The organism is Frigoribacterium sp. CFBP9029 (assembly GCF_034045305.1).
Taxonomy (GTDB): Bacteria; Actinomycetota; Actinomycetes; order Actinomycetales; family Microbacteriaceae; genus Frigoribacterium.
In genome coordinates, this window is the sequence record NZ_JAXCWB010000002.1 from 232539 (window position 1) to 258260 (window position 25722).

Consider the following 25722-nt stretch of genomic DNA (forward strand, 5'->3'; position numbering starts at 1 on the left):
CGACCCGTCAGGGGATCAGACGCTCCGCGAGGGCCGCCAGCGTCTCTGACGTGCCGGAGTTCAGCTTAACCGCGGCCCGACCGTCGCCCTTCGTGACGCCGCGGTTGACGACGACGACGGGCAGACGTCGACGCGTCGCCTGGTCGAGCAGGCGGATGCCCGAGTTGACGACCAGCGACGAGCCCGCCACGAGCAGCGCGTCGGCGGCGACGACGAGCGAGCGCGCCTCGGCGAAGCGCTCGACCGGCACGAACTCGCCGAAGAAGACGACGTCGGGTTTCAGCATGCCGCCGCACACCGTGCAGACCGGCACCTCGAACGAGTCGATGTCGTCCACCTCGACGTCGCCGTCGGGCGCGAGCCGGACGCTCTCGGGATGCTCGAGCCAGGGGTTCGCCGCCGCGAGTCGGGCGGCGACCATGTCGCGCGCGAACGACTGGCCGCAGGTCAGGCAGATCACCCGGTCGACCGTGCCGTGCAGATCGACGACCCGACGCGAACCGGCCCGCACGTGCAGGTTGTCGACGTTCTGCGTCACCACGCCGTTGATCACCCCGGCGCGCTCGAGGTCGGCCAGCGCGCGGTGGCCGGTGTTCGGCTCGGACGACCGGAAGGACTTCCAGCCGAGGTGGCTGCCGGCCCAGTAGCGCTTCCGATAGCGGTCGCTCGAGAGGAACTGCTGGAACGTCATCGGGTTGCGCGGGGGAGCACCCGCACCGCGGTAGTCGGGGATGCCCGAGTCCGTGCTGACACCGGCGCCCGTCAGCACGGCGACGCGGCGGCCTCGGAGGACCTCGACGGCGGCGTCGAGCGAGGCGGCATCGGCGGCGGGCTCGACGGCGCTGCTGCTCGAGGACGTGGCGTCCGGCACCATCGGGGCTCCTTCGGGTCGGTGGACGTTAGCCTAAACGTCGTCACCCCCCGTTTTCCTTCCGCCGGCCGGCCACGGCCCGGACCTCACCGCCCCGGAGCACCGTGCGCATCACCCGCATCACCGATCTCGACCACCCGGCTCTGGCCGACTACCGCCGACTCACCGACGTCGCGCTCCGCCGGGTGACCGAGCCGGAGGGCGGCCTCTACATCGCCGAGTCGTCGAAGGTGATCGAGCGGGCCCTCCGGGCGGGTCACGTGCCCCGGTCGGTGCTCATGACCGACCGCTGGCTGGCCGACATCGAACCGCTCGTGGCCGACCTCGAGGGCGAGATCTTCATCGGCGACGCCGCCCTGCTCGAGACGCTGACCGGCTACCACCTGCACCGCGGCGCCCTCGCGGCCATGCACCGCCCCGCGCTGCCCGAGATCGCCGACGTCCTCGCCGGCGCCCGCCGGGTCGTCGTGCTGGAGGACATCGTCGACCACACCAACGTCGGGGCGATCTTCCGGGCCGTGGCCGGGCTCGGCGCCGACGCCGTCCTCGTCACCCCCCGCTGCGCCGACCCGCTCTACCGCCGGAGCGTCCGCGTCAGCATGGGCACCGTGCTCCAGGTGCCGTGGACGCGCCTCCCCGACTGGCCGGAGGGCGGAGAGCTGCTGCGCGCCGCGGGGTTCGAGGTGGCCGCCCTCGCCCTGTCCGACGACGCGGTGCCGCTCGACGCCTACGCCGCCGATCCTCCTGAGCGGGTGGCGCTCCTCCTCGGCACCGAGGGCGACGGACTCAGCCGCGCGGCCCTCCGATCGTCCGACGTGGTCGTGACGATCCCCATGCTGCACGGCGTCGACAGCCTCAACGTCGCCGCGGCCTCGGCCGTGGCCCTCTGGGCCCTGCGCGTCCCGGCCGCCACGGTCGAGGGTCGATGAGCCGGCGCCCCGGGCGACCGCGCCGTCGTGTGGTCGCCGCGGCCGTCGCCGTGCTCGTCGTCCTGACGGGGTCGTACACGTCCCTCGCCCTCGCCGGCCCCACGTCGCCGCAGTCGGCCACCGCCTCCGTCTTCGAGGCCCCCCGTCAAGCCGCCCCGGCGCTGACGTTCCCCGATTACGGGGCCACGGCGGTCCAGGCGCTCGGCTACGACGACAGCCTGACGACGAGCGGCGACGACCGACCCCGACCGATCGCCAGCATCAGCAAGATCGTCAGCGCCCTCGTCGTGCTCGACGCGAGACCCCTCGACGGCGGCGACGGGCCGGTCATCACCTTCGACGCCGACGATGCCGCGCTCTACGACGCGTACCTCGCCCGGAACGGCAAGGTGGCGCCGATGCCAGCCGGTCTCCGTCTGACCCAGCGTCAGGCCCTCGAGGTGTCGCTGATCGAGTCGGCCAACAACTACGCCGACGCCCTGGCGCTGTGGGCCTTCGGCAGCACCGACGCGTTCGTCGCCGCGACCGACGCGTGGCTCGACGAGAACGGCCTGACCTCGACGACCATCGTCGAGCCGACGGGCATGTCGCCGGCGAACACGAGCACCGCGACCGACCTCGTCGCCCTCGGCCGACTCGCCCTCGCCGACCCCGTCGTCGCCGAGATCGTCCGCACCGACGCCGTGACCGTCCCCGGCGTCGGCGAGATCGAGAACTCGAACGAGCTGCTCGGACTCGACGGCGTCACCGGCATCAAGACCGGCACCCTCGACGAGGCCGGCGCCTGTCTGCTCTTCTCCGCCGACTACGCGATCGACGATCAGACGGTCACGGTGGTGGGCGTCATGCTCGGCGGCGTCGACCACGACGCCCTCGACGTCGACGTGCAGGCCCTGCTCGCCAGCTCGGTCGCGCGCTTCCAGACCATCGACCTCGCGCGGGCGGGCGACTCGTTCGGACGGTACGACATGCCGTGGGGTGCCGAGGGCGAGGCCGTCGCCGCCGACGACGCCTCGGTGCTCGTCTGGGGCGACGAGGCGGTCGACGCCGTCGTGACGACGGAGCCGATCGGGCCCGACGCGGCGGGGGCCGAGGTCGGGTCCGTGCGCTTCACGGTCGACGACCAGGTCGTCGACGTGCCCCTCGAGCTCGATCGCGACATCCCCGAGCCGGGGGCGTGGTGGCGGTTGACGCACCCGCGTGAGATCGCGGCCGGGCTCAGCCGCGCCTCCTGAATCGCACAGCCCCCCTTCGGCCTCACGAGGCGGACCGGGGGAGGACGGATCTCAGGGCTCGTCGCGGTGCACGACCATGACGGCGTCGGGCCGCTTCGCCTGCCGACCGTCGCCCGACGACTGGTGCCGGATCCGACGGACCACCCAGGGCACGAAGTACTCGCGCGCCCAGCCCATGTCTTCCGAGCGCGCCTGCCGCCACGGGCGCCGCGCGAGCGGCTCGGGCCGGTAGGGCTCGAGGTCGTTCTCGACGGCGAGGGAGGCCAGGACCATCCGCGCGATGGTGTGATGACCCAGCGGGCTGAAGTGCAGCCGGTCGGGTGCCCACATGCCCGGCCCGGAGAGCTCGCGGAGCGCCCACATGTCGGCCACCACGGCGTCGTGCCGCGCCGCGATCGAGTGCACGTGCTCGTTGTAGATCGCGACCTTGCCGCGCAGTCGGCCGAGCACGGGGGTGGACCCGATGTCGGGCCCGGTGAAGACGACGACCGTGGCCCCCTCGCTGCCGAGACGCTCGACGAGCCCCTCGAAGCCGGCGGCGACCCGGTCGGGGTCGGTGCCCGGGCGGATGATGTCATTGCCGCCGGCCGAGACCGTGACGAGGTCGGGGCGCAGCGCGAGCGCGGCGTCGGCCTGCTCGTCGATGATCTGCTGCAGCAGTCGACCGCGGACGGCCAGGTTGGCGTACGCGAAGTCCTCCGTCGACGACCCGAGGACCTCGGCCACCCGGTCGGCCCAGCCCCGGTGCCCGCCCGGCGAGCGTTCTTCGGGATCGCCGATGCCCTCCGTGAACGAGTCGCCCAGGGCGACGTAACGAGACCACGGATGTTGCTGCGACATGCCCACCACGTTACCCGCCGGGCGGATTACTCTCGACCCGTGCACGAACCAGGCCCCGTCTCGCCCATCACCCGCGGCACCACGCCCGATGAGGCGCTGCCCGACGAGCTCCTCGAGCGCTTCCGGCAGCGGGCGGCCGTGTCCGATCACGAGAACGCGTTCCCGGTCGACGACCTCGACGAGCTCAGGTCTCGCGGCTGGCTGCGACTGTTCGTCCCGGAGGACCGAGGAGGCGCGGGTCTCGGACTCGAGGCCGTCGCGGCCCTGCAGAGTCGCCTGGCCACGGCGGCCCCGGCGACCGCGCTGGCCGTCGGCATGCACCTGGTGTGGACGGGCTGCGCCGCACTGCTGCACGCCCGCGGCGACGACTCGCTCGGGTACGTGCTCGACGAGGCCGGCCGCGACGAGATCTTCGCCTTCGGCGTCAGCGAGCCGGGCAACGACCTGGTGCTCTTCGACTCGGTCACGAGGGCCGAGCCCGACGGCGAGGGCGGCTACCGGTTCACCGGCACCAAGATCTTCACCTCGCTCTCGCCGGTCTGGACCCGCCTCGGCGTGTTCGGCCGCGACGACGGCGACCCCGACGCCCCTGCGCTGGTGCACGGGTTCCTGCGACGCGAGGACGGCGGACACGAGTCGCTGGGGGACTGGGACACCATCGGCATGCGGGCCACCCAGAGTCACACCACGCGTCTCGAGCAGGCTCCCGTCGCGGCGTCGCGCATCGTCCGTCGTCTGCCGGTCGGACCGAGCGCCGACCCGTTCGTCTTCGGCGTGTTCGCGGTCTTCGAGACGCTGGTGTCGGCGGTGTACCGGGGGATCGCCCGGCGTGCCGTCGAACTGGCCGTCGAGTCGGCCACGACCCGGGGGTCGCGTCGAGCCGGCGGGGCGCCGCTCTCGGACGACGCGATCGTCCGCTGGCGGATCGCCGACGCGGCCATCGCGCTCGACGGCATCGAGCCGCAGGTCGACTCGATCGCCCGCGACGTCGACTCGATGGTCGACCACGGAGCGTCGTGGTTCCCCCGCGTCGTGGGGCTGAAGACCCGCACGACCGAGACCGCCCGCGCCGTCGTCGATCAGGCCGTCTCGGTCGCCGGCGGCGCCTCGTACCGCAGGTCGTCCGAGCTGGGACGCCTGCAGCGCGACGTGCTCGCCGGCAGGTTCCACCCCTCGAGCACCGACTCGGCGCACGCCACGACGGCAGCCTGGCTGCTCGGGCCCGTCTCCTGAGCAGCGGATGTCGGAGGCCCGTGTGAGGATGCACGGGTGAGCAAACAGGACGGCAGCGGGCGGCTGGTCACCACCGTGCCCACCGACGATGCGACCGCGCCGATCCTCCACGTCGACATGGACGCCTTCTTCGCGTCGGTCGAGCTGCTCGACCGCCCCGATCTGCGCGGACTCCCGGTCGTCATCGGTCACCGGTCGGACAGGTCCGTGGTCACGGCGGCGACCTACGAGGCCCGCAAGTACGGCGTCAACTCGGCCATGCCCATGGCGATCGCCCTGCGGCGCTGCCCGCAGGCGATCGTCCTCGAACCGCATGGCGAGAAGTACCGGCACTACTCGTCGATCGTCATGTCGATGTTCGACGACGTCACGCCGATGGTCGAACGGCTGGGCATCGACGAGGCCTTCCTCGACGTCTCGGGGGCGATCCGACTGCTCGGGTCCGTCTTCGACATCGCGACGGAGCTCCGTCGGCGCGTGCACGCCGAGACGGGTCTGCACTGCAGCATCGGCGCCGCGTCGACCAAGTTCGTCGCGAAGCTCGCCTCGAGCGTCGCCAAGCCCGACGGTCTGCTCATCGTGCCGCACGAGGCCACACTCGCGTTCCTGCACCCGCGTCCGATCAGCGGGCTCTGGGGGGTCGGCGGCAAGACGGAAGAGACCCTGCTCAATCTCGGCCTGCGGACGATCGGCGACGTCGCGGGCGCACCCCTCGACACCCTCGTCCGAGCCGTCGGGCCTGCCGGCGGCGCCAAGCTGCACTCGCTGGCCTGGGGCCGCGACCCCCGCTCCGTGACGACCACGGCCGAGGAGAAGAGCGTCGGGCACGAGGTCACCTTCTCGACCGACGTCACCGACCCCGTCGAGATCCGGCGCGAGCTCCTCCGCCTCAGCGACAAGGTCGGCGTGCGACTGCGCGCGGCGGGGATGAGCGGCCGCACCGTCGTGCTCAAACTGCGCACCACAGACTTCGCCACGATCACCCGGTCGAAGACGCTGGCCGAGCCGACCGACCTCGGGCGCCGCATCTACGACGAGGTGCGCGCCGTCTACGAGGCGACGGGCAAGCAGCACGAGCGCATCAGACTGGTCGGGGTGCGCGTGGAGCAGCTCGTACCCGGCGGGGGCGGCGGGCTCTCGCTCGGCCTGTGGGACGACGACGCCGACTGGCGCGAGGCCGAGTCGACGATGGACGCCCTGCAGGCCCGATTCGGTGCGGCCATGCTGACGCCGGCGTCGCTCCTCCGCCAGGGCACCGGTCGACCGGGCTCGGGCCGACCCGGCTCGGGTCGTCCGCCGCGGGGCCGTCCGGGGCCTTCGCCGGTCGAGCCGTCCGTCGACCCCGGGTACAGTGGGGTCGAGTGAGCACAGCTAGCGTGGACGACCCTTCGGGGCCCGACGACATCCGCGACGACGGCACTCTCGATCTGACCGACGTCGGCGTCTCGGCCGGCAACTCGGCCGCCGAGCACCTCTCGCCCGCGTTCCCCGAGAGGGCGGCCTGGGGCACCGCCGCGAAGCTGCGCGCCTGGCAGGCCGAGGCCCTCGAGCAGTACTTCGCCACCGACCCGGTCGACTTCCTCGCCGCAGCCACCCCCGGTGCCGGCAAGACGACGTTCGCCCTGCGTCTCGCCACCGAGCTGCTCTCGCGCGGGGTCGTCGACCGGGTGGTCGTCGTCGCGCCGACGGAGCACCTCAAGCGCCAGTGGGCCGACGCGGCCGACCGGGTCAACCTCCGACTCGACCCCATGTTCAAGAACGCGGACGTCACCTTCGGTCGGCACTACCACGGTGTCGCGGTCACATACGCCCAGGTGGGCATGAACCCCGAGGTCCACCGTGCGCTCACCGAGGCGGGTCGCACTCTCGTGATCCTCGACGAGGTCCACCACGGCGGCGACGCCCTCAGCTGGGGCGACGGGATCCGCGAGGCCTACGGCAAGGCGACGCGGCGACTCTCCCTCACCGGAACCCCCTTCCGATCGGACACCGCGGCCATCCCCTTCGTCACGTACTCGGCCGACGAGCACGGCATCCGGACGTCGCGGTCCGACTACGCCTACGGCTACGGTCGCGCCCTCGCCGACGGGGTCGTCCGGCCGGTGCTGTTCATGGCCTACGCCGGGCAGATGCGGTGGCGGACGCGCATGGGCGACGAGATGAGCGCCTCCCTGGGCGAGGCCGTGACCAAGGACATCACCGCGCAGGCCTGGCGGACGGCCCTCTCGCCTCAGGGCGACTGGATCCCGGCCGTGCTCTCGGCCGCCGACAAGCGCCTCACCGAGGTGCGTCGCGGCGTCCCCGACGCCGGCGGGCTGGTCATCGCCACCGATCACACGGTCGCGCGTCAGTACGCCGCCGTGCTGCAGAAGATCACCGGCGAACGCCCGACCGTGGTCCTCTCCGACGAGAAGGCGGCCAGCGACCGGATCCAGGCGTTCTCCGAGAGCGAGAGCCGATGGATGGTCGCGGTCCGCATGGTCTCCGAGGGCGTCGACGTGCCGCGGCTGGCGGTGGGCGTCTACGCGACCTCCGCCTCCACGCCGCTGTTCTTCGCCCAGGTCGTCGGTCGCTTCGTGCGTGCCCGTCGTCGGGGTGAGACCGCGTCGATCTTCCTGCCGAGCGTCCCGAGTCTGATGGCGCTGGCCGGGCAGCTCGAACTCGAACGCGACCACGCGCTCGACCGCCCGACGAACGCCGACGACGGCATCTTCGCCCCCGAAGAGGACATGATGGCGGCCGCCAACCGAGAGGAGAAGGCGTCGAGCCTGCTCGAGCAGCAGCCCTTCGAGGCCCTCGACTCGCAGGCCTCGTTCGACCGTGTCCTCTACGACGGCGGCGAGTTCGGCACCGGCGGCGAGATCGGGAGCCTCGAAGAGCTCGACTTCATCGGGATCCCCGGCCTGCTCGAACCCGACCAGGTGCGCGACCTGCTGCGGCAACGGCAGGCGACGCAGGCACGTCGTTCATCGAAGACGGGTCTGCCGACGGTCGCCGCCCCCGTCGAGACGGCCCGCCCCCTCTATCAGACGATCAAAGAGCAGCGTCAGGAGCTCAGCCGGCTGGTCTCCATCTGGTCGCGTCACTCCAACGAACCGCATGGTCTCATCCACGCCGACCTGCGGCGCATCAGCGGCGGCCCCTCCGTGGCGCAGGCCAGCACCGAGCAGATCCAGAAACGCATCGACGTGCTGCGCGGCCGCATCGGCAACCGCAAGTGAGTCGGACCCGGCCGAGGGCGCAGCTCCCCGCCGGGTCCGAACTGCGACGCAGCCGCTGGCGCTCCCGCCGCGTACGATCGGGGGATGCTGGATGAGATCGGTCACGATCGGTGGTTCGTCCGCCGCGACGCCGACGCTGCACCTCAGGCCCTGATCGAGCGGTTCGGCGGCGGGTACCGCCTGACGCTGTGGTCGCTCGTCGAGACCGAGCAACGGCCGCTGGGTGTCTTCACCTCGGCCGAGCAGGCGGAGACCGCGTGGTGGCGTCATCTCGACCGGGAGCGGGGTCAGCGCAGGGGGAGCACCTCCGCGAGGGCCAGGCGCCTCGGCGAAGACTGACCACGGGTCTGTCGGGCGACCGCCCTGCTGATCACCCGGGCCCGTTCGTCGCTCTGGTCGGACGTCCCTGCTCCCTGGGCGGACCACGATGTCACGCCGTCGTCCGAACAGCCCAGCACGGACCGTACGACCAGACCGCCCGTAGCACCCAGGGCGAGCAGGGCGTCGCGCCACGCGAGATCCGACTCGCTCGCGGTCGACGCGCCCGGTCGTTCGACCACGAAGGCGAGCCACGCCACGTGGAACTCGGCCACGACGGCCTCGAGGGCGACGCCCCAGTCGTCGACGGCGCGAGGTGACGGCCACTCCGAGATCCCCTCGAAGGGGACCATCATGGGCAGCTGCACATCGTCGGCGTCGAAGAAGAGCGTCCACAGCTGACGCCGGATGGCCACCGGCAGCAGCTCGGACGCCCGGGCGGCGAGGGCCGCCTCGTCCGGCACGGGGCGGTGAGGATCCGGGGGTGTTCGACAGGTCATGGCACCAGCGTGCCGAGGCGCGGACGTCGTCAGGACGCCGTCCACAGCCCGGACACGTGGGGGAGTCAACCGACCGAGGTGGGGAGGGAACGTCAGGGGCGGGTGACGAAGCCCTTGTCGACCATCCAGTCGAAGGCGACGTCCGCAGGCTCCTCGCCTTCGACGTCGACCCGCAGATTGAGCTGGCGGAGCTCCTCGTCGGTCAGCTCGGGCGAGATCTGGTCGAAGACGTCCGCGAGCCCGGGGTACGTCTCCAGCGTCGCGGCCGACAGCACCGGGGCCGCGTTGTAGGCGGGGAAGAACCCCTCGTCGTCCTCCAGCACGGTGAGGTCGAGCGCGTCGATGCGGCCGTCGGTCGTGAAGATCTCGCCGAAGTTGCAGTTGCCCCGGTCGGTCGCCTCGTAGACCGTCCCGGTGTCGAGGATGCTGACGTTGTCGGTCGGCACGCCGTCGGGGGCGCCCAGCTCGAGTCCGTAGCGCTCGAGCATGGGCTTGAACCCGTCGGCACGCGAGTTGAACTCCGCCTCGACGCAGAACGTCCGCTGCTCGACCGGGAGGGCCGCGATGTCCGAGAGCGTGGCGACGTCGCCCAGCTCGGCCACCGCCTCCGACCGGACCGCCATGGCGTACGTGTTGTTCAGCGGTGCCGGCTCGAGCCAGGTCAGGCCGTTGGCGACGTCGGCGTCGCGCACGGCCTCGTACTGCTCCTCCTGGTCGGGGATCCCCTCCGCCTCGCCGAGGTACGTGAGCCACGCGGTGCCGGTGTACTCGTACGTCATGTCGGCGTCGCCGTCGAGCATGAGCTGCCGCACGGCGACGCTGCCGGGCACGTTCGTGAGGTCGGTGACCTCGAAGCCCGCCGCCTGCGCCGCGAGGACGGCGATCTTGCCCAGCACGAGCTGCTCGGTGAAGTTCTTCGCCGTGACGGTGAGCGCGGCGTCGTCGGGCAGACCCTCGATCGCCTCGATCGAGCCGGGTGCCACGGCGGGGACGAAGGCCGTCGCCGGCTGCAGACCGCACCCGGTCAGTCCGGCCACGGTCGCGACCGCGACGAGGCAGGCGGCCGTTCCGCGGACGACCCCGAGGCGTCGCAGGCGGCGAGGTGTCACGAGGGCTGGGCGCCCGGTGGGGGTCGATGCCATGGGTCAGAGTCCCTTCGGACGGGCGACGTGCTCGACGAGTCGCCCCAGCCAGTCGATGAGCAGTGCGAGCAGTGCGATGAGGATCGCACCCGAGACGAGCACGCGCGGGAGGAAGAGGTTGACGCCCGTGGTGATCAGCAGCCCGAGCCCGCCCGCCCCGATGAACGTGGCCAATGCGGCCGAGCCGACGAGCAGCACGAGAGCCGTCCGGATGCCCGACAGCATCACCGGCACGGCCAGGGGCAGCTCGACCTTCATCAGGACGGAGAACGCGCTCATGCCCATGCCCCGGCCCGCCTCGACGAGGCGGGCGTCCACGCTCTGCAGGCCGATCATCGTGTTGCGCAGCACGGGGAGGACCGCGTAGAGCACGAGGGCCACCACCGCCGCCCGGAACTCGAAGCCGAGCCAGAACGCCAGGAGGACGATGAGGCCGATGGCGGGGGCGGCCTGCCCGAAGTTCGCGACCGCGAGGATGCCGCCGCTGACCTTCACGAACGGCTTCCGTGTGAGGAGGATGCCGAGCGGGATGGCGATGACGAGCACGATGAGCGCCGAGACGAACGTCAGCGCGAGGTGCTCGCGCATCAGCGACAGGAGGGTGTCGGTGTTCAACGTGGTGCGTTCGCCGGCGGTGAGGTCGGCGACCGACAGCCAGACCGCGAAGGCGACGAATCCGAGGAGGACCGCGATCGGCTGGGGCAGGAGAGCCAGCCAGGCCCGGCGTGGTCGCCCGCGCGCGCCGGCGACGGGGGCGGCGGCCGCGGCGCTCACGGTCGGCCGCCGTCGGCAGGACGCGCGTCGCCGCCCGGCGCCGCCTCGGAGTCCGCCGTGGGGAGTGAGCCCGCCGTCGACGTCGGCAGGGCGTCGAGGGGGCCCGTGTTCGTGCCCACGGGCGTGTAGTCGGCTGCGACGGCGGCGGCCTTCCGCGCCCTCGTGATGGCCTCCATCACGACCTCGACCGTGATGACGCCGATGAAGGAGTCCCGGCGCCCGGTCACGAGGGCCGCACCGGCGCTCGAGACGAGCATGGTGTCCAGGGCGTCGTTCAGGGTGGCGCCGCTGCCGATGACGGGCAGATCGTCGTCGACGGTCGACGGCACCGTGGTGAGTCGCGAGAGCTGCCTCGTGGAGGGCCAGGCGATGGGCCGGTTGCGCTCGTCGACGACGACGGCGTGATTGTGACCGGCGGCCTTCGCGCGGGCGAGCACCTCGGCGCCGGACTCGCCGGGAGAGGCGACCACCGCCTCCTCGAGATCCACGTCGCCGACGCGGCTGAGGGTCAGCTGCTTCAGCCCCGCACCGGAGCCGATGAAGTTCTCGACGAACTCGTTCGCCGGCTCGGCGAGGATGCGCTCGGGGGTGTCGTACTGGACGATGTGCGCGCCCTCCGAGAAGACCACGATCCAGTCGCCGAGCTTCACGGCCTCGTCGAAGTCGTGGGTGACGATGACGATCGTCTTCTGCAGCTCGTGCTGGATGTTGATCAGCTCGTCCTGGAGGCGCTGGCGGGTGATCGGGTCGACCGCGCCGAAGGGCTCGTCCATGAGGAGCACGGGCGGGTCGGCGGCCAGGGCGCGCGCCACGCCGACGCGCTGCTGCTGCCCGCCGGAGAGCTCGCGGGGGAACCGGTCGCGGTACGTCGCAGGATCGAGCGAGACCAGCTCGAGCAGCTCGTCGACGCGGGCCGCGATCCGCTCCTTCGACCAGCCGAGCATCTTGGGCACGATCCCGATGTTCGTCGCCACCGTCATGTGCGGGAAGAGCCCGCCGGCCTGGATCACGTAGCCGATGCGACGTCGGAGATCGTCGCCGTCGATGTCGGTGACGTCGTCGTCGCCGAGCACGATGCGGCCCTCGGTGGGCTCGATCAGGCGGTTGATCATCTTCAGCGTCGTGGTCTTGCCGCAGCCGGACGGGCCGACCAGCATGACGATCTTGCCGGCCGGGATCTCGAGGGTGATGCCGTCGACGGCCGGGGACGCCTGACCCGGGTACCGCTTGGTCACCTGCTCGAGTCGGATCGCCTTGCCGGAGACGTCTCCGGTGGACGGGACGGCGGGGGAGTCAGTTCTGGACACGGATACCTCGCGAGATGGTCAGGCGGCCGAGGCCGACGAGCAGGAGATCGAGCACGGCGGCGAGGACGACGACGCCCACGACCCCGGTGACGACGGAGGCGAGCGCGTTCGCACCCCCGGTTCGGGACAGACCCGAGAAGATGAAGCCGCCGAGACCCGGCCCCAGGCTGTAGGCCGCCACGGCGGCGATGCCCATCACCATCTGCGCGCTGACGCGGACGCCGGTGAGGATGATCGGCCAGGCCAGGGGGAGCTGCACCGTCAGCAGCGTGCGCATCGAGCCCATCCCCGCGCCGCGCGCCGACTCGAGCAGCGACGCGTCGACCTCGTTGAGCCCGACGACGGCGTTGCGCAGGATGGGCAGGGTCGCGAAGAAGGTGACGATGGCGACGGCCGGCGGCACGCCGAATCCGAGGAATGGGATCAGGAGGCCGACGAGCGCGAACGACGGGAGGGTGAGACCCACGGCGGACACGCCGTTGGCCACGGCACTCAACCAGGCGCTGCGGTGCACCAGCACCGCGATGACGACGGCCAGCACGACGGCCAGGACGACGCACTGCACCACGAGGGAGAAGTGCTGCCACGAGGCGAACCAGATCTGGTCCCACCTCGCGGCCACGTAATCGAACACCATCGTCGCCCGCCCCTCGTCTCGACGGGACCTCGTGGCCCGTCACCCCACGACCGACGAGGACGCGAAGGTGTTCCACCCTAACCAGGATGCGAGAGCCGTGTCATCGCGGGCTGGGCCCCCACTACGAGGCCGTCGCCGCGCCTCCTACGGTGAATCGGGCCCCGTGGTGCTCGGCGGGCAGCCGGTCGCCGCGTCCGAAGAGCTTCTGGCGGAGGGTGCCCGGCTCGTACCCGGTCGGGTAGACGCCGCGGGCCTGGAGCACCGGGATCACGTACTCGACGATGTCCTCGAACGTGCCGGGCGTGATGGCGTAGGCGAGGTTGAAGCCGTCGACGTCCGTCTCGTCCACCCACTCCTGGAGCTGGTCGGCGATCTCCTCGCCCGAGCCGACGATGCGCGGTCCGAGGCCGCCGATGCCCGCCGCCTCGGCGATGTCGCGGATGGTCCACTCCTTGCCCGTGTCGCCCGCCTGCGCCTGGAAGTTGGCCAGCGCCGACTGGATCGCATTGCTCTCGACGTCGCCGACCGGGTCGTCGAGCGAGTAGGTCGAGAGGTCGACGCCCATCCAGCCCGACATGAGCGTGAGGGCGCCCTCGTGCGACGCGTACCGCTGGTACTCCTCGTGCTTCGCCGCCGCCGCCTCGGGCGTCGCGTCGGTGATGATCGTCAGCAGCGTGTAGATGCGCGCCGAGTAGCGGTCGCGCCCCGCCGCCTCGAGGGCGTCGCGCAGCTTCGCGACGGTCGCCGCGAGGCGCTCCTTCGTGGGCGCGGCGACGAAGATCGACTCGGCGTTCCCGGCGGCGAACCGGATGCCGCGGGGGGACGCGCCGGCCTGGTAGATGACCGGCGTCCGCTGCGGGCTGGGCTCGGCGATGTGGATGCCGGGCACCTTGTAGTACGTGCCGTCGTGATCGATCGAGTGCACCTTCGACGGGTCGGTGAAGACGCCGCTCTCGCGGTCGCGGACGACGGCGTCGTCCTCCCACGACCCCTCCCAGAGCTTGTAGAGCACCTCGAGGTACTCGTCGGCCTGGTCGTAGCGCGTGTCGTGGTCGAGCTGGTCGTCGGCTCCCATGTTGCGGGCCGCGCTCGGCAGGTAGCCGGTGACGACGTTCCAGCCGACGCGCCCCTCCGTCAGGTGGTCGAGCGTCGACATGCGGCGGGCGAAGGGCACGGGGTGCTCGTAGGCCGTGCCGGCGGTGATCCCGAAGCCGAGGTGCTCGGTCGCGGCCGCCATGGCCGAGACGAGCAGGATGGGGTCGCCGACGGGGGTCTGGGTTCCGTTCCGCAGCGCGGCGTCGTGGTTCCCGCCGTAGACGTCGTAGGTGCCGAGCACGTCGGCGATGAAGAGCCCGTCGAAGACGCCCTTCTCGAGGAGGCGCGCGAGCGAGGTCCAGTAGCTCAGCTTCGTGTAGTCCGCCGAACGGTCGTCGGGGTGGCGCCACAGCCCGGGGGACTGGTGCCCCACGCAGTTCATGTCGAAGGCGTTGAACCGGATTCGTCGAGTCATGCGTCCATTGTTCGGGCACTCGCGCGACGTTTCACGGGCGGCGACACACGGCGTCACACAGTGCTCGTCGCCGGCCGGCTCAGGCCCCCGGGTGGACGATGAGCCAGGTGGCCACGGCGTCGACCGCGCCGAGGTTGCCGAGCCGGTGGGGCAGATCGCACGGGAACGTCACGGAGTCGCCCGCCCCGACGACCACGCGCTCGTCGGGGAAGTCGATGGTGAGCTCGCCCGAGACGACGGTGCCGACCTCGTACCCCTCGTGCGTGACGAGGTCGTTGACCCCGGTCGCCGAGGCTCCGGGCGGGTAGGTCGACTCGAAGAAGTCGACTCCGCGGAGGTGGCCGGGCGACAACCGCCGGAAGACGACCCCGTCGCCGAGCACGACCGGCCGGGTCTCGTCGGCCCGGGCGACGACCGGGCCCCGAGGAGGCGCGGTGTCGGTCTCGTCGAGCGCCCCCGCCGTCTCGGCCTCGAACACGTCCGCCAGCGGGACGCCCAGCACCTGCACGATGGTGAGCAGCCGGCTCACCGACGGCCGTCGAGCACCGCGTTCGAGCTGCGAGACGGCGCTCGGCGAGATCTCGAGCCTGGCGGCGAGCGATCGCAACGACATGCCGCGGGCGAGGCGGAGCTCTCGGAGGCGCGACCCGAGCACGGCCGCGTCGAGCTCGACGGGGTCGACGGAGGGGCGGGGCAGGCGCGGAACGGTCACGGTTCGCCGATCGGTCGGGTGTGAAGCGACTGCTGTCACACGCTCGTTACAAGCCGGAAACCGACGACGCCGTGTGAAGCCATAGATTCACAGCACGACGAGGATCACCTCCCACTCACGCTACCTCGTCCCTCAGGAGGCAATCGTGGCATCGAACACCGCACCGCCCGTCGAGACGGCAGCGCAGCACCCGTCGGGGGCGGCCACCGCCGCGAAGGCGGGCTACCACCCCGATCTGACGAACGACGACCTGGCGCCGCTCGCCCGGCAGACCTGGGGCGGCTACAACATCTTCGCCTTCTGGATGTCCGACGTGCACTCCGTCGGGGGCTACGTGACGGCGGGCAGCCTGTTCGCCCTCGGTATCGCCAGCTGGCAGGTGCTGGTCGCCCTCGTGGCCGGCATCCTCATCGTCAACGTCTTCACCAACCTCGTCGCCAAGCCCAGCCAGCGGACCGGCGTGCCCTACCCGGTCGTCAACCGAGCGGTCTTCGGGGTCCGCGGGGCGAACATCCCGGCGATCATCCGCGGACTCATCGCGACGGCCTGGTACGGCGTGCAGACCTATCTGGCGTCGCAGGCCCTGACCATCGTGTTCCTCAAGTTCCTCCCCGCCAGCGCCGCTCTGCTCGGGCCGTCGTTCCTGGGTCTCGACGCCCTCGGCTGGATCAGCTACGGCATCCTCTGGGTGGCTCAGGCCGCGCTGTTCTGGCGGGGGATGGAGTCCATCCGCCGGTTCATCGACTTCGCGGGCCCCGCGGTCTACGTCGTCATGATCGTCTTGGCCGTCTACCTCGTCTCGCAGGCCGGCTGGGGCGCCATCAGCCTGAACCTCTCCGCGGGGCCGCCCCTGGAGTTCGGAGCCTCGATCCCGCTCATGCTCTCGGCGGTGGCGATCGTGGTCAGCTACTTCTCCGGTCCGATGCTGAACTTCGGCGACTTCGCCCGGTACGGTCGCAGCTTCCGCGCGGTGAAGAGGGGCAACCTCCTCGGTCTGCCCGTCAACTTCCTCTTCTTCTCGCTGCTCACGGTGATCTGCGCCTCCGCGACCGTCCCGGTGTTCGGCCGTCTGATCACCGACCCCATCGAGACCGTCGACGCCATCGGGACGCCCTTCGCAATCCTGCTCGGCGGGCTGACGTTCATCACGGCCACCGTCGGCATCAACATCGTCGCGAACTTCATCTCGCCGGCGTTCGACTTCACGAACGTCAGCCCGCGTCGGATCAGCTGGCGCGCCGGCGGCATGATCGCGGCCGTCGGCAGCGTCGCCCTCACCCCCTGGAACTGGTACGGCGACGCGCAGGCGATCCAGTACTCCCTCGGGGTGCTCGGCGCGCTGATCGGCCCGCTCTTCGGCATCCTCATCGCGGGCTACTACCTCGTCGGGCGGCAACGCATCGCGGTCGACGACCTGTACACGATGGGCCCGGCCGGGCGGTACTGGTATCGCGGGGGAGTGAATCCGAACGCCGTCCGTGCGCTCGTCGGGTCGGGTCTCGTGTCCGTGGCGATCGCCGTCGTCCCGGCCCTGGTCGTCGACCTCGGCGGGCCGTCGGCGACCTGGATCAGCGACTACAGCTGGTTCGTCGGCTGCGGGCTCGGTCTCGTCTCCTTCCGGTTCCTCGAACGACGCCGGCCGCAGATGCCGTCGCTCGACGCCCACGACGAGACCGTCGACGACGGCACGACCGTCGACGACGGCACGATCGTCGCCACCGCCTGAGGAGCCCCGCACCATGCACGTCCGCGTCGTCAATCCGAACACCAGCGTCGGCATGACCCGATCGATCGGCATCGCGGCGCGGGCCGCGGCCTCGCCGTCGACCCGCGTCACGGCCGTCAACCCGACCATGGGGCCGGCCTCGATCGAGAGTCACTACGAGGAGGCGCTGGCCGTGCCGGGCCTCCTCGAGCAGATCGCACTGGGCGAGCGCGACGGGGTCGACGCGTACGTCGTCGCGTGCTTCGGCGACCCGGGTCTCGACGCCGCCCGCGAGCTCGCCCGGGGCCCGGTGATCGGCATCGCCGAGGCCGCGTTCCATGCCGCCTCGTTCGTCGCGCGTCGGTTCGGGGTCGTGACGACGCTCGGTCGCACGACCGGCCGCGCCCGCGAGCTGGTCGACCGCTACGGCTTCGGGCCGGCCTGCGTCGAGGTCAGGGCCTGCGAGATCGCCGTGCTCGAGCTCGACGACCCCGCCTCGGAGGCGCGGCGGGTCGTCGCCGACGAGTGCCGCGCCGTGTTCGCCGCAGGGGCCGACGCGGTCGTCCTCGGCTGCGCGGGGATGGCCGACCTGTGCCACGACCTGAGCGACGAGCTCGGCGCCCCGGTCGTCGACGGCGTCGGAGCCGCGACCGCCTTCGCGGAGTCGCTCGTCCGGCTGCGCCTGCGGACGAGCACCCGCGGCGAGTACGCCGCACCGCCGCGCAAGGACTTCGCGGGTCTGCTCGCGCCGTTCTCGCTCGCGGGCGCGCGCGTCTGACCGCGGCCGGGCACGTACCCTGAGGGGATGTCGACCCCGGTGCCCGACGCCCCCACCGCCTCCCCCCGTGTCCGTCTCGGACGCGACGTCGTCGTGCTCGGCGTCATCGCCTTCTTCGTGATGGTCGGCTTCGGCGTCGTCGTGCCCGTGCTGCCCGTCTACGCCCGGAGCTTCGGGGTCGACAACACCCTGGTCGGCGCCGTCCTCTCGGCGTTCGCCCTGATGCGCCTCGTGGCGAGCCCCTTCGTCGGCAAGCTGCTCGACCGGGCCGGCGAGAGGCTGGTGCTCTCGGTGGGGATCGGCATCGTGGCCGTCTCGAGCGGTCTGGCCGGGCTGGCCGAGACGTACCCGCAGCTGCTGCTGCTGCGCGGACTCGGCGGCATCGGATCGGCCATGTTCAGCATCGCCGCCATGACCCTCCTGCTCGCCACGACGGCGCCCTCGCACCGGGCGCGCGCCATCGGCTTCTACCAGGGCGGGTTCCTGGTCGGCGGCATGGCCGGGCCGGCCCTCGGCGGCGTGCTGGCGACGATCTCGCTGACGGCGCCGTTCTTCTTCTACGCCGCCACGCTGCTGATCGCCGGTCTCGTGGGCGTCGTCCTGCTGCGCCCTGCGAGAGGGCGCACGTCGACGACCTCGACCGAGCCGCCCGTGCCGTTCGCCGTGGTGCTCCGCGACATCCGGTTCCGCGCCGCCTGCGTCGCGAGCTTCAGCCAGGGGTGGTCATCGCTCGGCGTGCGGAGCGCGCTGGTGCCCGTCCTCGTCGTCGAGGTGCTCAAGGGCACGACCGCCTGGACGGGCATCGTCTTCGCCGTGGCCGCCGTCGCGCAGACGCTCGCCCTCGCACCGGCCGCGAAGCTGGTCGACACGGTCGGTCGCCGCCCGGCGATGATCGGGGCGTTCGCCGTCGCGGCCGTGACCCTCGCGGCGGTGGCGTTCTCGACCGACATCGTGATGCTCGGCGTGCTGCTCGCGGTCTACGGCGTCGCGACGGCCTTCATGGGCACGGCCCCGGCGGCTCTGGTGGGCGACGCGGCGGGCGGCCGCGGCGGGCGCCCGGTGGCCGTCTTCTCGATGTGCTCGGACCTGGGCGCCATCGCGGGCCCGCTGGTGGCGGGGCTGCTCGTCGACACGACGTCGTACGCGGTCGCCTTCGGGTCGGCCGGGGCCCTGCTGGCCGTGAGCGCGATCATCTCGCTGCGCCTGCCCCGGGGTGCGGCACCGACCCCGCAGACCGAGGAGGCGCGCCCCGGTTCCCCGGGACGCGCCTCCTGATCGATCGCTCGAGCGTTACTTCTTCTTCTTGGCTCCGCCGTCGGCCGGGACCGACGGGGTTACCTTCAGGAAGCCCGCGCGCGGGTCGGCCATGCCGACCAGCGGCGTCTGATCGCGTCCGCCGAAGAAGTTGGTGATCCAGCCCGTGAGGATGCGCCACTTGCGATTGAGCGTCGGCATCGCGTACAGGTGGTAGCCCCGGTGGGCGAGCCAGGCCGGGACGTTCTTCATCTTGACGTCCTTGATGTTCGCCGCGCCCTTGCCGATGCCGAAGCTCGCGACCGTTCCGACGGACTCGTGACGGTACTCGGCGATCGGCTGACCCGAGAGCTGCGCGATGATGTTGTCGGCGACGGTCACCGCCTGTCGGACGGCGTTCTGCGCGTTCGGCGGGTAGTAGGCCGGCTGCTGCTCGCTGAGCAGATTCGGGACCTGGGCGCCGTCGCCGAGCGACCAGACGCCGTCGAGGACGTCGCCCTCGTCGGTCTGCACCTGCAGCGTGGCCGACACGTTGACGTGGCCGCGCGGCCCGAGGGGCAGACCGAGGTCGGCGAGCACGGGGTTCGGCTTGACGCCGGCCGTCCAGACGATGGTGCCCGCGGGGATGGTCTCGCCGTCGCTGAGGACGACGTCGCCGTCGATGCACGAGGGCATCGTCGTCTTGAGGCGGATGTCGATGCCGCGCGAGCGCAGGTGCCCGAGAGTCCACTTGGACAGCTCGGGGCCGACCTCGGGGGCGACGCGGTCGAGGGCCTCGACGAGGACGAAGCGGAGCTCGTCGCGCGACAGGTTCGGGAACGAGTCGACCGCGGCCTTCGCCGCGTCGTCGAGCTCGGCCATCGCCTCGACGCCGGTGTAGCCGCCGCCGACGAAGACGACGGTCAGGAGCTTGCGTCGCGTGGCCGGGTCTGAGACCGAGGCCGCCTCGGCGATGTTCCCGAGGATGCGGTCGCGGACGTACTGGGCCTCCTCGACGCTCTTGAACCCGACGCCGTTCTCGGCGAGCCCGGGGGTGGGGAACGTGCGGGTGACGGCGCCGAGGGCCACGACCAGCTGGTCGTAGGCGATGGTGCTCGTGACGCCGTCGCCGGTCGTCACCGACACGGTCTTCGCCGCGCGGTCGTGACCCGAGACGGCCGCCTCGACGACCTTGGTCTTACGGAGCGCCTTGCGGAGCGGCACGGTGACGTCGCGAGGCGCGATGTGGCCGCCGGCGACCTCGGGCAGGAACGGCTGGTACGTGAAGTACGGGGCCTGATCGACGAGCGTGATGCTCGCGTTCTGCGGGGGTCGGCGTTTCTGGAGCTCGAGAGCTGTGGTGAGCCCGGCGGAACCGCCGCCGAGAATTACGATGCGCGTTGTCATAGATGTTTCCTCCCGCGTCGACCGTACCGTGCGTGATGCCCGGCGGTCCGACGCGCACGAAGTCCGTCGGGGATGCATCGACCCGGCGACCGCCGCGCGAGGCGCAGCGGTCGCCGGGTCGTCGTGGTGGTCAGCGGTCGGCGGGGATGTCCGAGTCGGTGAACTCGCCGTCGGCCTCGTCGGACTTCGCGCCGTGCGCCTCGTGCCCCTCGTCCCCGTCGGCGGGGATGTCGCTGTCGACGTACGAGCCGCTCCGCTCGGTCGTGGTCTCTTCGGTGCGCGTCACGGTCGCGTCGCCCGCACCGCCCGTCTTCTCCGTCTTCTCGGTGTGCTCGACGTTCTCGTTCGACTCGTTGCCCATGGTTGCCTCCGTCGGATGGTTCGCACGACGTGGTCGCCGCGCGTGTCGCTCACAGTAGGCCCGACCACGGGCCCGCGGGTCAGAAGCCCTCGTTCTCGCGCGTGACGTAGGGGGATTCGAGCGCGTCGAGCTCGTCGTCCGTCAGCCACAGGTCGACGGACGCGACCGCGTCGTCCAGGTGCTGCATCTTCGTCGCTCCGACGATGGGGGAGGTGACGGCGTCCTGCTGCCGCACCCAGGCCAACGCGACCTGCGCGCGTGAGACGCCCCGCGCCTCCGCGACCTCCGCGACGGCGGCGGCCACCTGGCGGTCGCCCTCCTCACGCTGACGGTAGAGGGTGCGGCCGAACTCGTCGGTCTCGCTGCGCGAGGTGGCGGCGTCCCAGTCGCGCGTCAGACGGCCGCGGGCGAGCGGCGACCAGGGCAGCACGCCCACGCCCTGGTCCACGCAGTAGGGGTGCATCTCGCGCTCCTCCTCCCGTTGGATGAGGCTGTACTGGTCCTGCATCGACACGAAGCGGGTCCACCCGCCGAGGTCGGCGGCGTGCTGCATCGACGCGAACTGCCAGGCCCACATGCTCGACGCGCCCAGGTACCGCACCTTGCCGGCGCGCACCAGGTCGTGGAGCGCCTCCATGGTCTCCTCCACCGGCACCTCGGGGTCGAAGCGGTGGATCTGATACAGGTCGATGTGATCGGTGCCCAGACGACGCAGGCTGTCGTCGACGGCGCTCATGATGTGACCGCGGCTGAGACCGGCGCCGTTCGGCCCGGGGCGCATCCGACCGTGCACCTTGGTCGCCAGCACCACCTCGTCACGCGTGGCGAAGTCGCGCAGGGCCCGGCCGACGATCTCCTCGCTGGTGCCGTCGGAGTACACGTCGGCGGTGTCGAAGGTCGTGACGCCGAGCTCGAGGGCGCGGCGGATGAACGGCCGGCTGTCGTCCTCGCCGAGCGTCCAGGCGTGCGAGCCCCGCTCGGGGACTCCGTAGCTCATGCAGCCGAGGGTGACGGCCGAGACCGTCAGTCCGCTGGTTCCGAGTCGTGCGTACTCCATGGGGGTCCTCTCGTCGTGTGCTGGCCCGAACCCTACGCCGGCGGCACCTGCGACCGCGGAAACCAGAAAGACCCGATCACCAGTGGTGATCGGGTCTTTCGTCTGTCTCAACACAGACCGTGTGAAGTTCGCCTGCAAGGCTTGTCTTCGGTGTCCGAGGGGGGACTTGAACCCCCACGCCCTATACGGGCACTAGCACCTCAAGCTAGCGCGTCTGCCATTTCCGCCACCCGGACTGGATGGTGCCGGCCGAAGCCGACCACGAAACATTAGCACGGCTCGAGAGGGCCTCTCGACCACAGGGCGGGTGGGCCGCTCGTCGCGGCCCGGCGACAGGGCCGAGGAACCCTCCGGGTAGCGTGGTCGCCATGACGACGACACCTGCGCAGCCCCTCGACGGCGACACCGCCGGTTCCGCCCCGGAGCCCGAATTGGACGAGACGGCGACGATCGCCCGCGACCTCATCCGCTTCGACACCTCCAACTACGGCGGGGGCCGGTCGAACGGCGAGGCCGAGGCGGCCGACTACGTCGCCGACCGGCTGCGGGCGCTCGGCGTCGAGCCGCAGCTGTTCGAGTCCGAGCCCGGGCGTGTCAGCGTCGTGGCCAGGATCGAGGGTCGCGACCGGGCCAAGCCGGGCCTCGTCGTGCACGGGCACCTCGACGTGGTGCCCGCCGATCCGGCCAACTGGTCGGTCGATCCGTTCGCCGGCGTGGTGCGCGACGGCATGCTCTGGGGCCGTGGTGCCGTCGACATGAAGAACATGGACGCGATGATGCTCTCGTCCATCGGCGACATCCTCCGGTCGGGCGAACGACCGGCGCGCGATCTGGTCGTCGGGTTCCTCGCGGACGAGGAGGCCGGGGGAGTACTCGGGTCGCACTTCCTCGTGAAGGAGCACCCCGAGCTCTTCGACGGGGCCACCGAGGCCATCAGCGAGGTGGGCGGCTACTCGACGTTCATCGACGGCCGACGGTCGTATCTGCTGCAGACGGGCGAGAAGGCCCTCATCTGGGTCAAGCTGATCGCCCGCGGAACGGCCGGCCACGGATCCCAGATGATCGAGGCGAACGCCGTCACCCGGCTCGCCGAGGCGGTCGCCGCGCTGGGGCGTCGACAGTGGCCGATCACGCTGACCGACACCACCTCCGCTCTGCTGCGGCAGGTGGCGCGGATCCTCGACGTCGACGTCGAACAGGTGTCGCCCGACGAGCTCGTCCTCCAGACGGGCACGGCCAGGGGATTCATCCGGGGGTCGCTCCGCACGACCACGAACCCCACGATGCTGACGGCGGGCTACAAGCACAACGTCGTCCCGGACACCGCGGAGGCGCTGGTCGACATCCGCTGCATGCCCGGTCAGGAGGCGGCCGTCCTCGACGAGGTGCGCGACCTCGTCGGCGACGACATCGAGATCGTGACGATGCACACGGACATCGGGCTCGAGACGCCGTTCTCCGGGCCCCTCGTCGAGGCCATCGAGGCCACCCTGCACCGTCACGATCCGGGTGCCCCGGTGCTGCCCTACCTGCTCTCGGGCGGCACGGACAACAAGGCGCTGAGCCTCCTCGGGATCGCCGGCTACGGCTTCGCCCCCCTGCGTCTCGACGAGGGCATGGACTTCCCCGCGATGTTCCACGGGGTCGACGAGCGCGTCCCCCTCGACGCACTATCCTTTGGCAGTCGCGTCCTCCGGGACCTCCTCGCGACGTACTGAGCACCACGCACCAGAAGGATCCCCATGGAGCAACTCCTCCAGGCACTCCTCCTCGGCCTCGTCCAAGGCCTCACGGAGTTCCTGCCCATCTCGTCGAGCGCGCACCTCCGGATCGTCGGCCTCCTGTTCTCCGATCCGAACAGCACGGTCGAGTTCGACCCGGGGGCGACGTTCACGGCCATCACGCAGCTGGGCACGGAGCTGGCGGTGGTCATCTACTTCTGGCGCGACATCAAGCGCATCGTGGTCCGCTGGTTCCAGGGCGTCACGGGCCGGATCCCGCGCACGGACCCCGACGTGCGGATGGGCTGGCTCGTCATCATCGGCACCATCCCGATCGTGGTCGTCGGATACGTCGCGCAGGAGTACATCCGCTCGGTCTTCCGGTCGCTCTGGATCGTCGCCGTCGTCCTCATCGTCTTCGGCATCCTCCTGGGTCTCGCCGACCACCTCGGCAAGAAGGCGGCGCGTTTCGAAGACATGTCGTACGGTCACGGCATCGCCGTCGGCGTCGCGCAGGTGCTCGCGCTGATCCCCGGCGTCTCGCGCTCGGGTGCTACCACGACCACGGCTCTCGCCCTCGGCTACACGCGGCCCGCGGCAGCGCGGTTCTCGTTCCTGCTCGCCGTGCCCGCGGTCTTCGGCAGCGGTCTCTACGAGCTCGTCCAGAGCTTCAGCGACCCCGGCCCCTACTCGCTGGGGCTCACGCTGGCGGCCACCGTCGTCGCGTTCGTCGTCGGGTTCCTCGTCATCGCGTTCTTCATGAACTACATCTCCCGCCGCAGCTTCATGCCCTTCGTCGCCTACCGGCTCGTCCTCGGCGTCGTGCTCATCGTGCTGCTCTCGACGGGCGTGGTGACGGCGTGAGGTCGTGGGCCCGCCCCCGAGTCCCCACGCTCCCGGGCGCCGGGCGTCTGCCGATGCTGCACGACACCGCCACCGGCACGCGCCGCGCCCCCGCGATCGTCGACGGCACGGCATCGTTGTACGTCTGCGGCATCACCCCCTACGACGCCACCCACCTCGGGCACGCGTCGACCTACCTCGCGTTCGACACGCTCGTCCGCGTCTGGACGGACGCGGGCGTCGACGTCACGTACGCACAGAACACGACCGACGTCGACGATCCGCTCCTCGAGCGGGCGACCGCGACGGGCGTCGACTGGCGCGAGCTGGCGGCCTCCCAGACCGACCTCTTCCGGTCCGACATGGAGCACCTCGCCGTCGTGCCGCCGACGCACTACGTCGCCGTGACGGACGTCGTGACGGACGTCGCCCGAGCCGTGGCGCGCCTCCTCGACTCCGGATCCGCCTACCGCGTGCCCACCGAGGGCTCCGCGGTCGACGACGTCTACTTCGACGTCCGGGCCGCCGAACGCGACACGTCGTGGCACCTCGGGCTCGAGAGCCGACTCGACCCCGAGACCATGGCGCGTTTCTCCGCCGAACGCGGCGGCGACCCCGGCCGCGCGGGCAAGCGCGACCCGCTCGACCCCCTCCTGTGGCGGGGCGCCCGGGAGGGCGAGCCCTCCTGGGAGTCCCCGGTCGGCGAGGGGAGGCCCGGCTGGCACATCGAGTGCACGGTGATCGCCGAGCAGACCCTCGCCTCGCCGATCACGGTCAACGGCGGTGGCAGCGACCTGGTGTTCCCGCATCACGAGATGAGCGCGGCGCACGGCCAGGCGCTGACGGGGGCTCCCTACGCCGACGTCTTCGCCCACACGGGCATGGTGGCGTATCAGGGCGAGAAGATGAGCAAGTCGCTCGGCAACCTCGTGAAGGTGAGCGAGCTCGTCGCCGGCGGGGCCGACGCCAGGGCCGTTCGTCTCGCCGTGGCCGCGCACCACTACCGGTCCGACTGGGAGTGGTTCGACAGCGACCTCGTCGACGCCGAGGCCCGCCTGCGCGTCTGGGAGACGTGGGCCGACACCGCGCCGACGCGGCCCGACGCCGCTGCGGACCACGCGACGACGTCGCCCCTCGGCGCGACCCCGGTCGAGTCCGTTCCCACCGGTCTGCTGACGAGCCTCCGCGCCGCCCTCGCCGACGACCTCGACACGCCGTCCGCGCTCGAGGCCGTGGACCGCTGGATCGCCTCCGGCGCCGACGCGACGTCCGTCGACCTCGACGCCGTCACCGCTCTGCTCGGCGTGGACCTGCTCGGCGTCGACCTGCCATCCCGTGCTGACGAGGCCACTGCCTGACTGATCCTCACCTAGGTCGCCGCTCTGGCA

General features: G+C 71.5%; 24 protein-coding genes and 1 tRNA gene. 12 read left to right on the forward strand and 13 right to left on the reverse strand.

Going from position 1 to position 25722, the window contains the following annotated elements:
• Nucleotides 1-7: 7 nt before the first annotated feature.
• The gene (locus SOM11_RS03615) at nt 8-874 is read right to left on the reverse strand and encodes an NAD-dependent protein deacetylase (RefSeq protein ID WP_192060380.1); all 867 of its coding nucleotides are present in this window, start codon (nt 872-874) and stop codon (nt 8-10) included.
• A 101-nt stretch (nt 875-975) separates the two neighbouring features.
• Between SOM11_RS03615 and SOM11_RS03620 the strand changes: the two genes are divergently transcribed.
• Together SOM11_RS03620 and SOM11_RS03625 are read left to right on the forward strand one after the other, a co-directional pair.
• Nucleotides 976-1800 carry a TrmH family RNA methyltransferase gene (locus SOM11_RS03620; RefSeq protein ID WP_192060381.1) on the forward strand — a complete coding sequence of 275 codons (825 nt, stop codon included), beginning with the start codon at nt 976-978 and terminating at the stop codon, nt 1798-1800.
• Nucleotides 1797-3035: a D-alanyl-D-alanine carboxypeptidase gene (locus tag SOM11_RS03625; protein WP_320477200.1), complete on the forward strand. Its 1239-nt coding sequence runs from the start codon at nt 1797-1799 to the stop codon at nt 3033-3035. Before SOM11_RS03620 ends, SOM11_RS03625 begins: the two co-directional genes overlap by 4 nt.
• 51 nt (nt 3036-3086) lie before the next feature.
• Here SOM11_RS03625 and SOM11_RS03630 read toward each other — a convergent pair whose 3' ends face one another.
• Nucleotides 3087-3875, reverse strand: a complete 789-nt coding sequence (locus tag SOM11_RS03630) for an SGNH/GDSL hydrolase family protein (protein WP_320477201.1) — start codon at nt 3873-3875, stop codon at nt 3087-3089.
• A gap of 39 nt (nt 3876-3914) precedes the next feature.
• Here SOM11_RS03630 and SOM11_RS03635 point away from each other — a divergent pair, with 39 nt between their 5' ends.
• The 4 genes from SOM11_RS03635 (at nt 3915) to SOM11_RS03650 (ending at nt 8668) form a co-directional block, all read left to right on the forward strand.
• Entirely contained in the window at nt 3915-5108 is a 1194-nt protein-coding gene (locus SOM11_RS03635; protein ID WP_320477202.1) for an acyl-CoA dehydrogenase family protein, read from the forward strand.
• A gap of 36 nt (nt 5109-5144) precedes the next feature.
• The gene (gene dinB, locus SOM11_RS03640; RefSeq protein ID WP_320477203.1) at nt 5145-6473 is read left to right on the forward strand and encodes a DNA polymerase IV; all 1329 of its coding nucleotides are present in this window, start codon (nt 5145-5147) and stop codon (nt 6471-6473) included.
• Nucleotides 6474-6535: 62 nt separating this feature from the next.
• A complete protein-coding gene (locus SOM11_RS03645) occupies nt 6536-8329 on the forward strand; it encodes a DEAD/DEAH box helicase (RefSeq protein ID WP_192060593.1) in 1794 nt (597 codons plus the stop codon).
• An 84-nt stretch (nt 8330-8413) separates the two neighbouring features.
• Complete coding sequence (locus tag SOM11_RS03650; RefSeq protein ID WP_320477204.1) at nt 8414-8668, forward strand: hypothetical protein; 255 nt, start codon at nt 8414-8416, stop codon at nt 8666-8668.
• Here SOM11_RS03650 and SOM11_RS03655 read toward each other — a convergent pair.
• The 7 genes from SOM11_RS03655 to SOM11_RS03685 form a co-directional block, all read right to left on the reverse strand.
• Entirely contained in the window at nt 8617-9147 is a 531-nt protein-coding gene (locus tag SOM11_RS03655) for a hypothetical protein (RefSeq protein ID WP_320477205.1), read from the reverse strand. The genes SOM11_RS03650 and SOM11_RS03655 overlap by 52 nt on opposite strands.
• A gap of 92 nt (nt 9148-9239) precedes the next feature.
• Nucleotides 9240-10289 carry a glycine betaine ABC transporter substrate-binding protein gene (locus SOM11_RS03660; RefSeq protein ID WP_320477206.1) on the reverse strand — a complete coding sequence of 350 codons (1050 nt, stop codon included), beginning with the start codon at nt 10287-10289 and terminating at the stop codon, nt 9240-9242.
• Nucleotides 10290-10292: 3 nt separating this feature from the next.
• Nucleotides 10293-11063: an ABC transporter permease gene (locus SOM11_RS03665; protein WP_371740726.1), complete on the reverse strand. Its 771-nt coding sequence runs from the start codon at nt 11061-11063 to the stop codon at nt 10293-10295.
• On the reverse strand, nt 11060-12370 hold the full coding sequence (locus tag SOM11_RS03670; protein ID WP_192060389.1) for an ABC transporter ATP-binding protein: 1311 nt from the start codon (nt 12368-12370) through the stop codon (nt 11060-11062). Before SOM11_RS03670 ends, SOM11_RS03665 begins: the two co-directional genes overlap by 4 nt.
• Nucleotides 12357-13007, reverse strand: coding sequence for an ABC transporter permease (locus tag SOM11_RS03675; protein WP_197981868.1), 651 nt, complete (start codon nt 13005-13007; stop codon nt 12357-12359). The genes SOM11_RS03670 and SOM11_RS03675 overlap by 14 nt, the downstream gene beginning before the upstream one ends.
• A gap of 121 nt (nt 13008-13128) precedes the next feature.
• The gene (locus SOM11_RS03680) at nt 13129-14517 is read right to left on the reverse strand and encodes an LLM class flavin-dependent oxidoreductase (RefSeq protein ID WP_320477207.1); all 1389 of its coding nucleotides are present in this window, start codon (nt 14515-14517) and stop codon (nt 13129-13131) included.
• A 79-nt stretch (nt 14518-14596) separates the two neighbouring features.
• A complete protein-coding gene (locus SOM11_RS03685) occupies nt 14597-15229 on the reverse strand; it encodes a helix-turn-helix domain-containing protein (RefSeq protein WP_320477208.1) in 633 nt (210 codons plus the stop codon).
• Nucleotides 15230-15374: 145 nt separating this feature from the next.
• On the opposite strand from SOM11_RS03685, the gene SOM11_RS03690 reads away from it, so the two are divergent.
• Genes SOM11_RS03690 through SOM11_RS03700 form a run of 3 tightly spaced genes read left to right on the forward strand, consistent with a single transcriptional unit; the run spans nt 15375 to nt 18987 of the window.
• Nucleotides 15375-16955 carry an NCS1 family nucleobase:cation symporter-1 gene (locus tag SOM11_RS03690; RefSeq protein ID WP_320477209.1) on the forward strand — a complete coding sequence of 527 codons (1581 nt, stop codon included), beginning with the start codon at nt 15375-15377 and terminating at the stop codon, nt 16953-16955.
• A gap of 13 nt (nt 16956-16968) precedes the next feature.
• On the forward strand, nt 16969-17712 hold the full coding sequence (locus SOM11_RS03695) for an aspartate/glutamate racemase family protein (RefSeq protein WP_192060391.1): 744 nt from the start codon (nt 16969-16971) through the stop codon (nt 17710-17712).
• A gap of 27 nt (nt 17713-17739) precedes the next feature.
• Complete coding sequence (locus tag SOM11_RS03700) at nt 17740-18987, forward strand: MFS transporter (RefSeq protein WP_320477210.1); 1248 nt, start codon at nt 17740-17742, stop codon at nt 18985-18987.
• A gap of 15 nt (nt 18988-19002) precedes the next feature.
• Here the strand turns inward: SOM11_RS03700 and SOM11_RS03705 are convergent, their stop codons facing one another.
• The 4 genes from SOM11_RS03705 to SOM11_RS03720 all read right to left on the reverse strand — a co-directional run bounded on the left by SOM11_RS03705 (nt 19003) and on the right by SOM11_RS03720 (nt 22006).
• Entirely contained in the window at nt 19003-20352 is a 1350-nt protein-coding gene (locus SOM11_RS03705) for an NAD(P)/FAD-dependent oxidoreductase (protein WP_192060393.1), read from the reverse strand.
• A gap of 130 nt (nt 20353-20482) precedes the next feature.
• Nucleotides 20483-20713, reverse strand: coding sequence for a hypothetical protein (locus SOM11_RS03710; RefSeq protein WP_320477211.1), 231 nt, complete (start codon nt 20711-20713; stop codon nt 20483-20485).
• A 79-nt stretch (nt 20714-20792) separates the two neighbouring features.
• On the reverse strand, nt 20793-21770 hold the full coding sequence (locus SOM11_RS03715) for an aldo/keto reductase (protein ID WP_320477212.1): 978 nt from the start codon (nt 21768-21770) through the stop codon (nt 20793-20795).
• Nucleotides 21771-21921: 151 nt separating this feature from the next.
• Nucleotides 21922-22006, reverse strand: a tRNA-Leu gene (locus SOM11_RS03720).
• A gap of 132 nt (nt 22007-22138) precedes the next feature.
• Between SOM11_RS03720 and SOM11_RS03725 the strand changes: the two genes are divergently transcribed.
• Genes SOM11_RS03725 through mshC form a run of 3 tightly spaced genes read left to right on the forward strand, consistent with a single transcriptional unit; the run spans nt 22139 to nt 25692 of the window.
• Nucleotides 22139-23488, forward strand: a complete 1350-nt coding sequence (locus SOM11_RS03725) for a M20/M25/M40 family metallo-hydrolase (protein ID WP_192060396.1) — start codon at nt 22139-22141, stop codon at nt 23486-23488.
• 24 nt (nt 23489-23512) lie between these two features.
• Nucleotides 23513-24355, forward strand: coding sequence for an undecaprenyl-diphosphate phosphatase (locus tag SOM11_RS03730; protein WP_192060397.1), 843 nt, complete (start codon nt 23513-23515; stop codon nt 24353-24355).
• The gene (gene mshC, locus SOM11_RS03735; RefSeq protein ID WP_320477213.1) at nt 24352-25692 is read left to right on the forward strand and encodes a cysteine--1-D-myo-inosityl 2-amino-2-deoxy-alpha-D-glucopyranoside ligase; all 1341 of its coding nucleotides are present in this window, start codon (nt 24352-24354) and stop codon (nt 25690-25692) included. The genes SOM11_RS03730 and mshC overlap by 4 nt, the downstream gene beginning before the upstream one ends.
• Nucleotides 25693-25722: the final 30 nt, after the last annotated feature.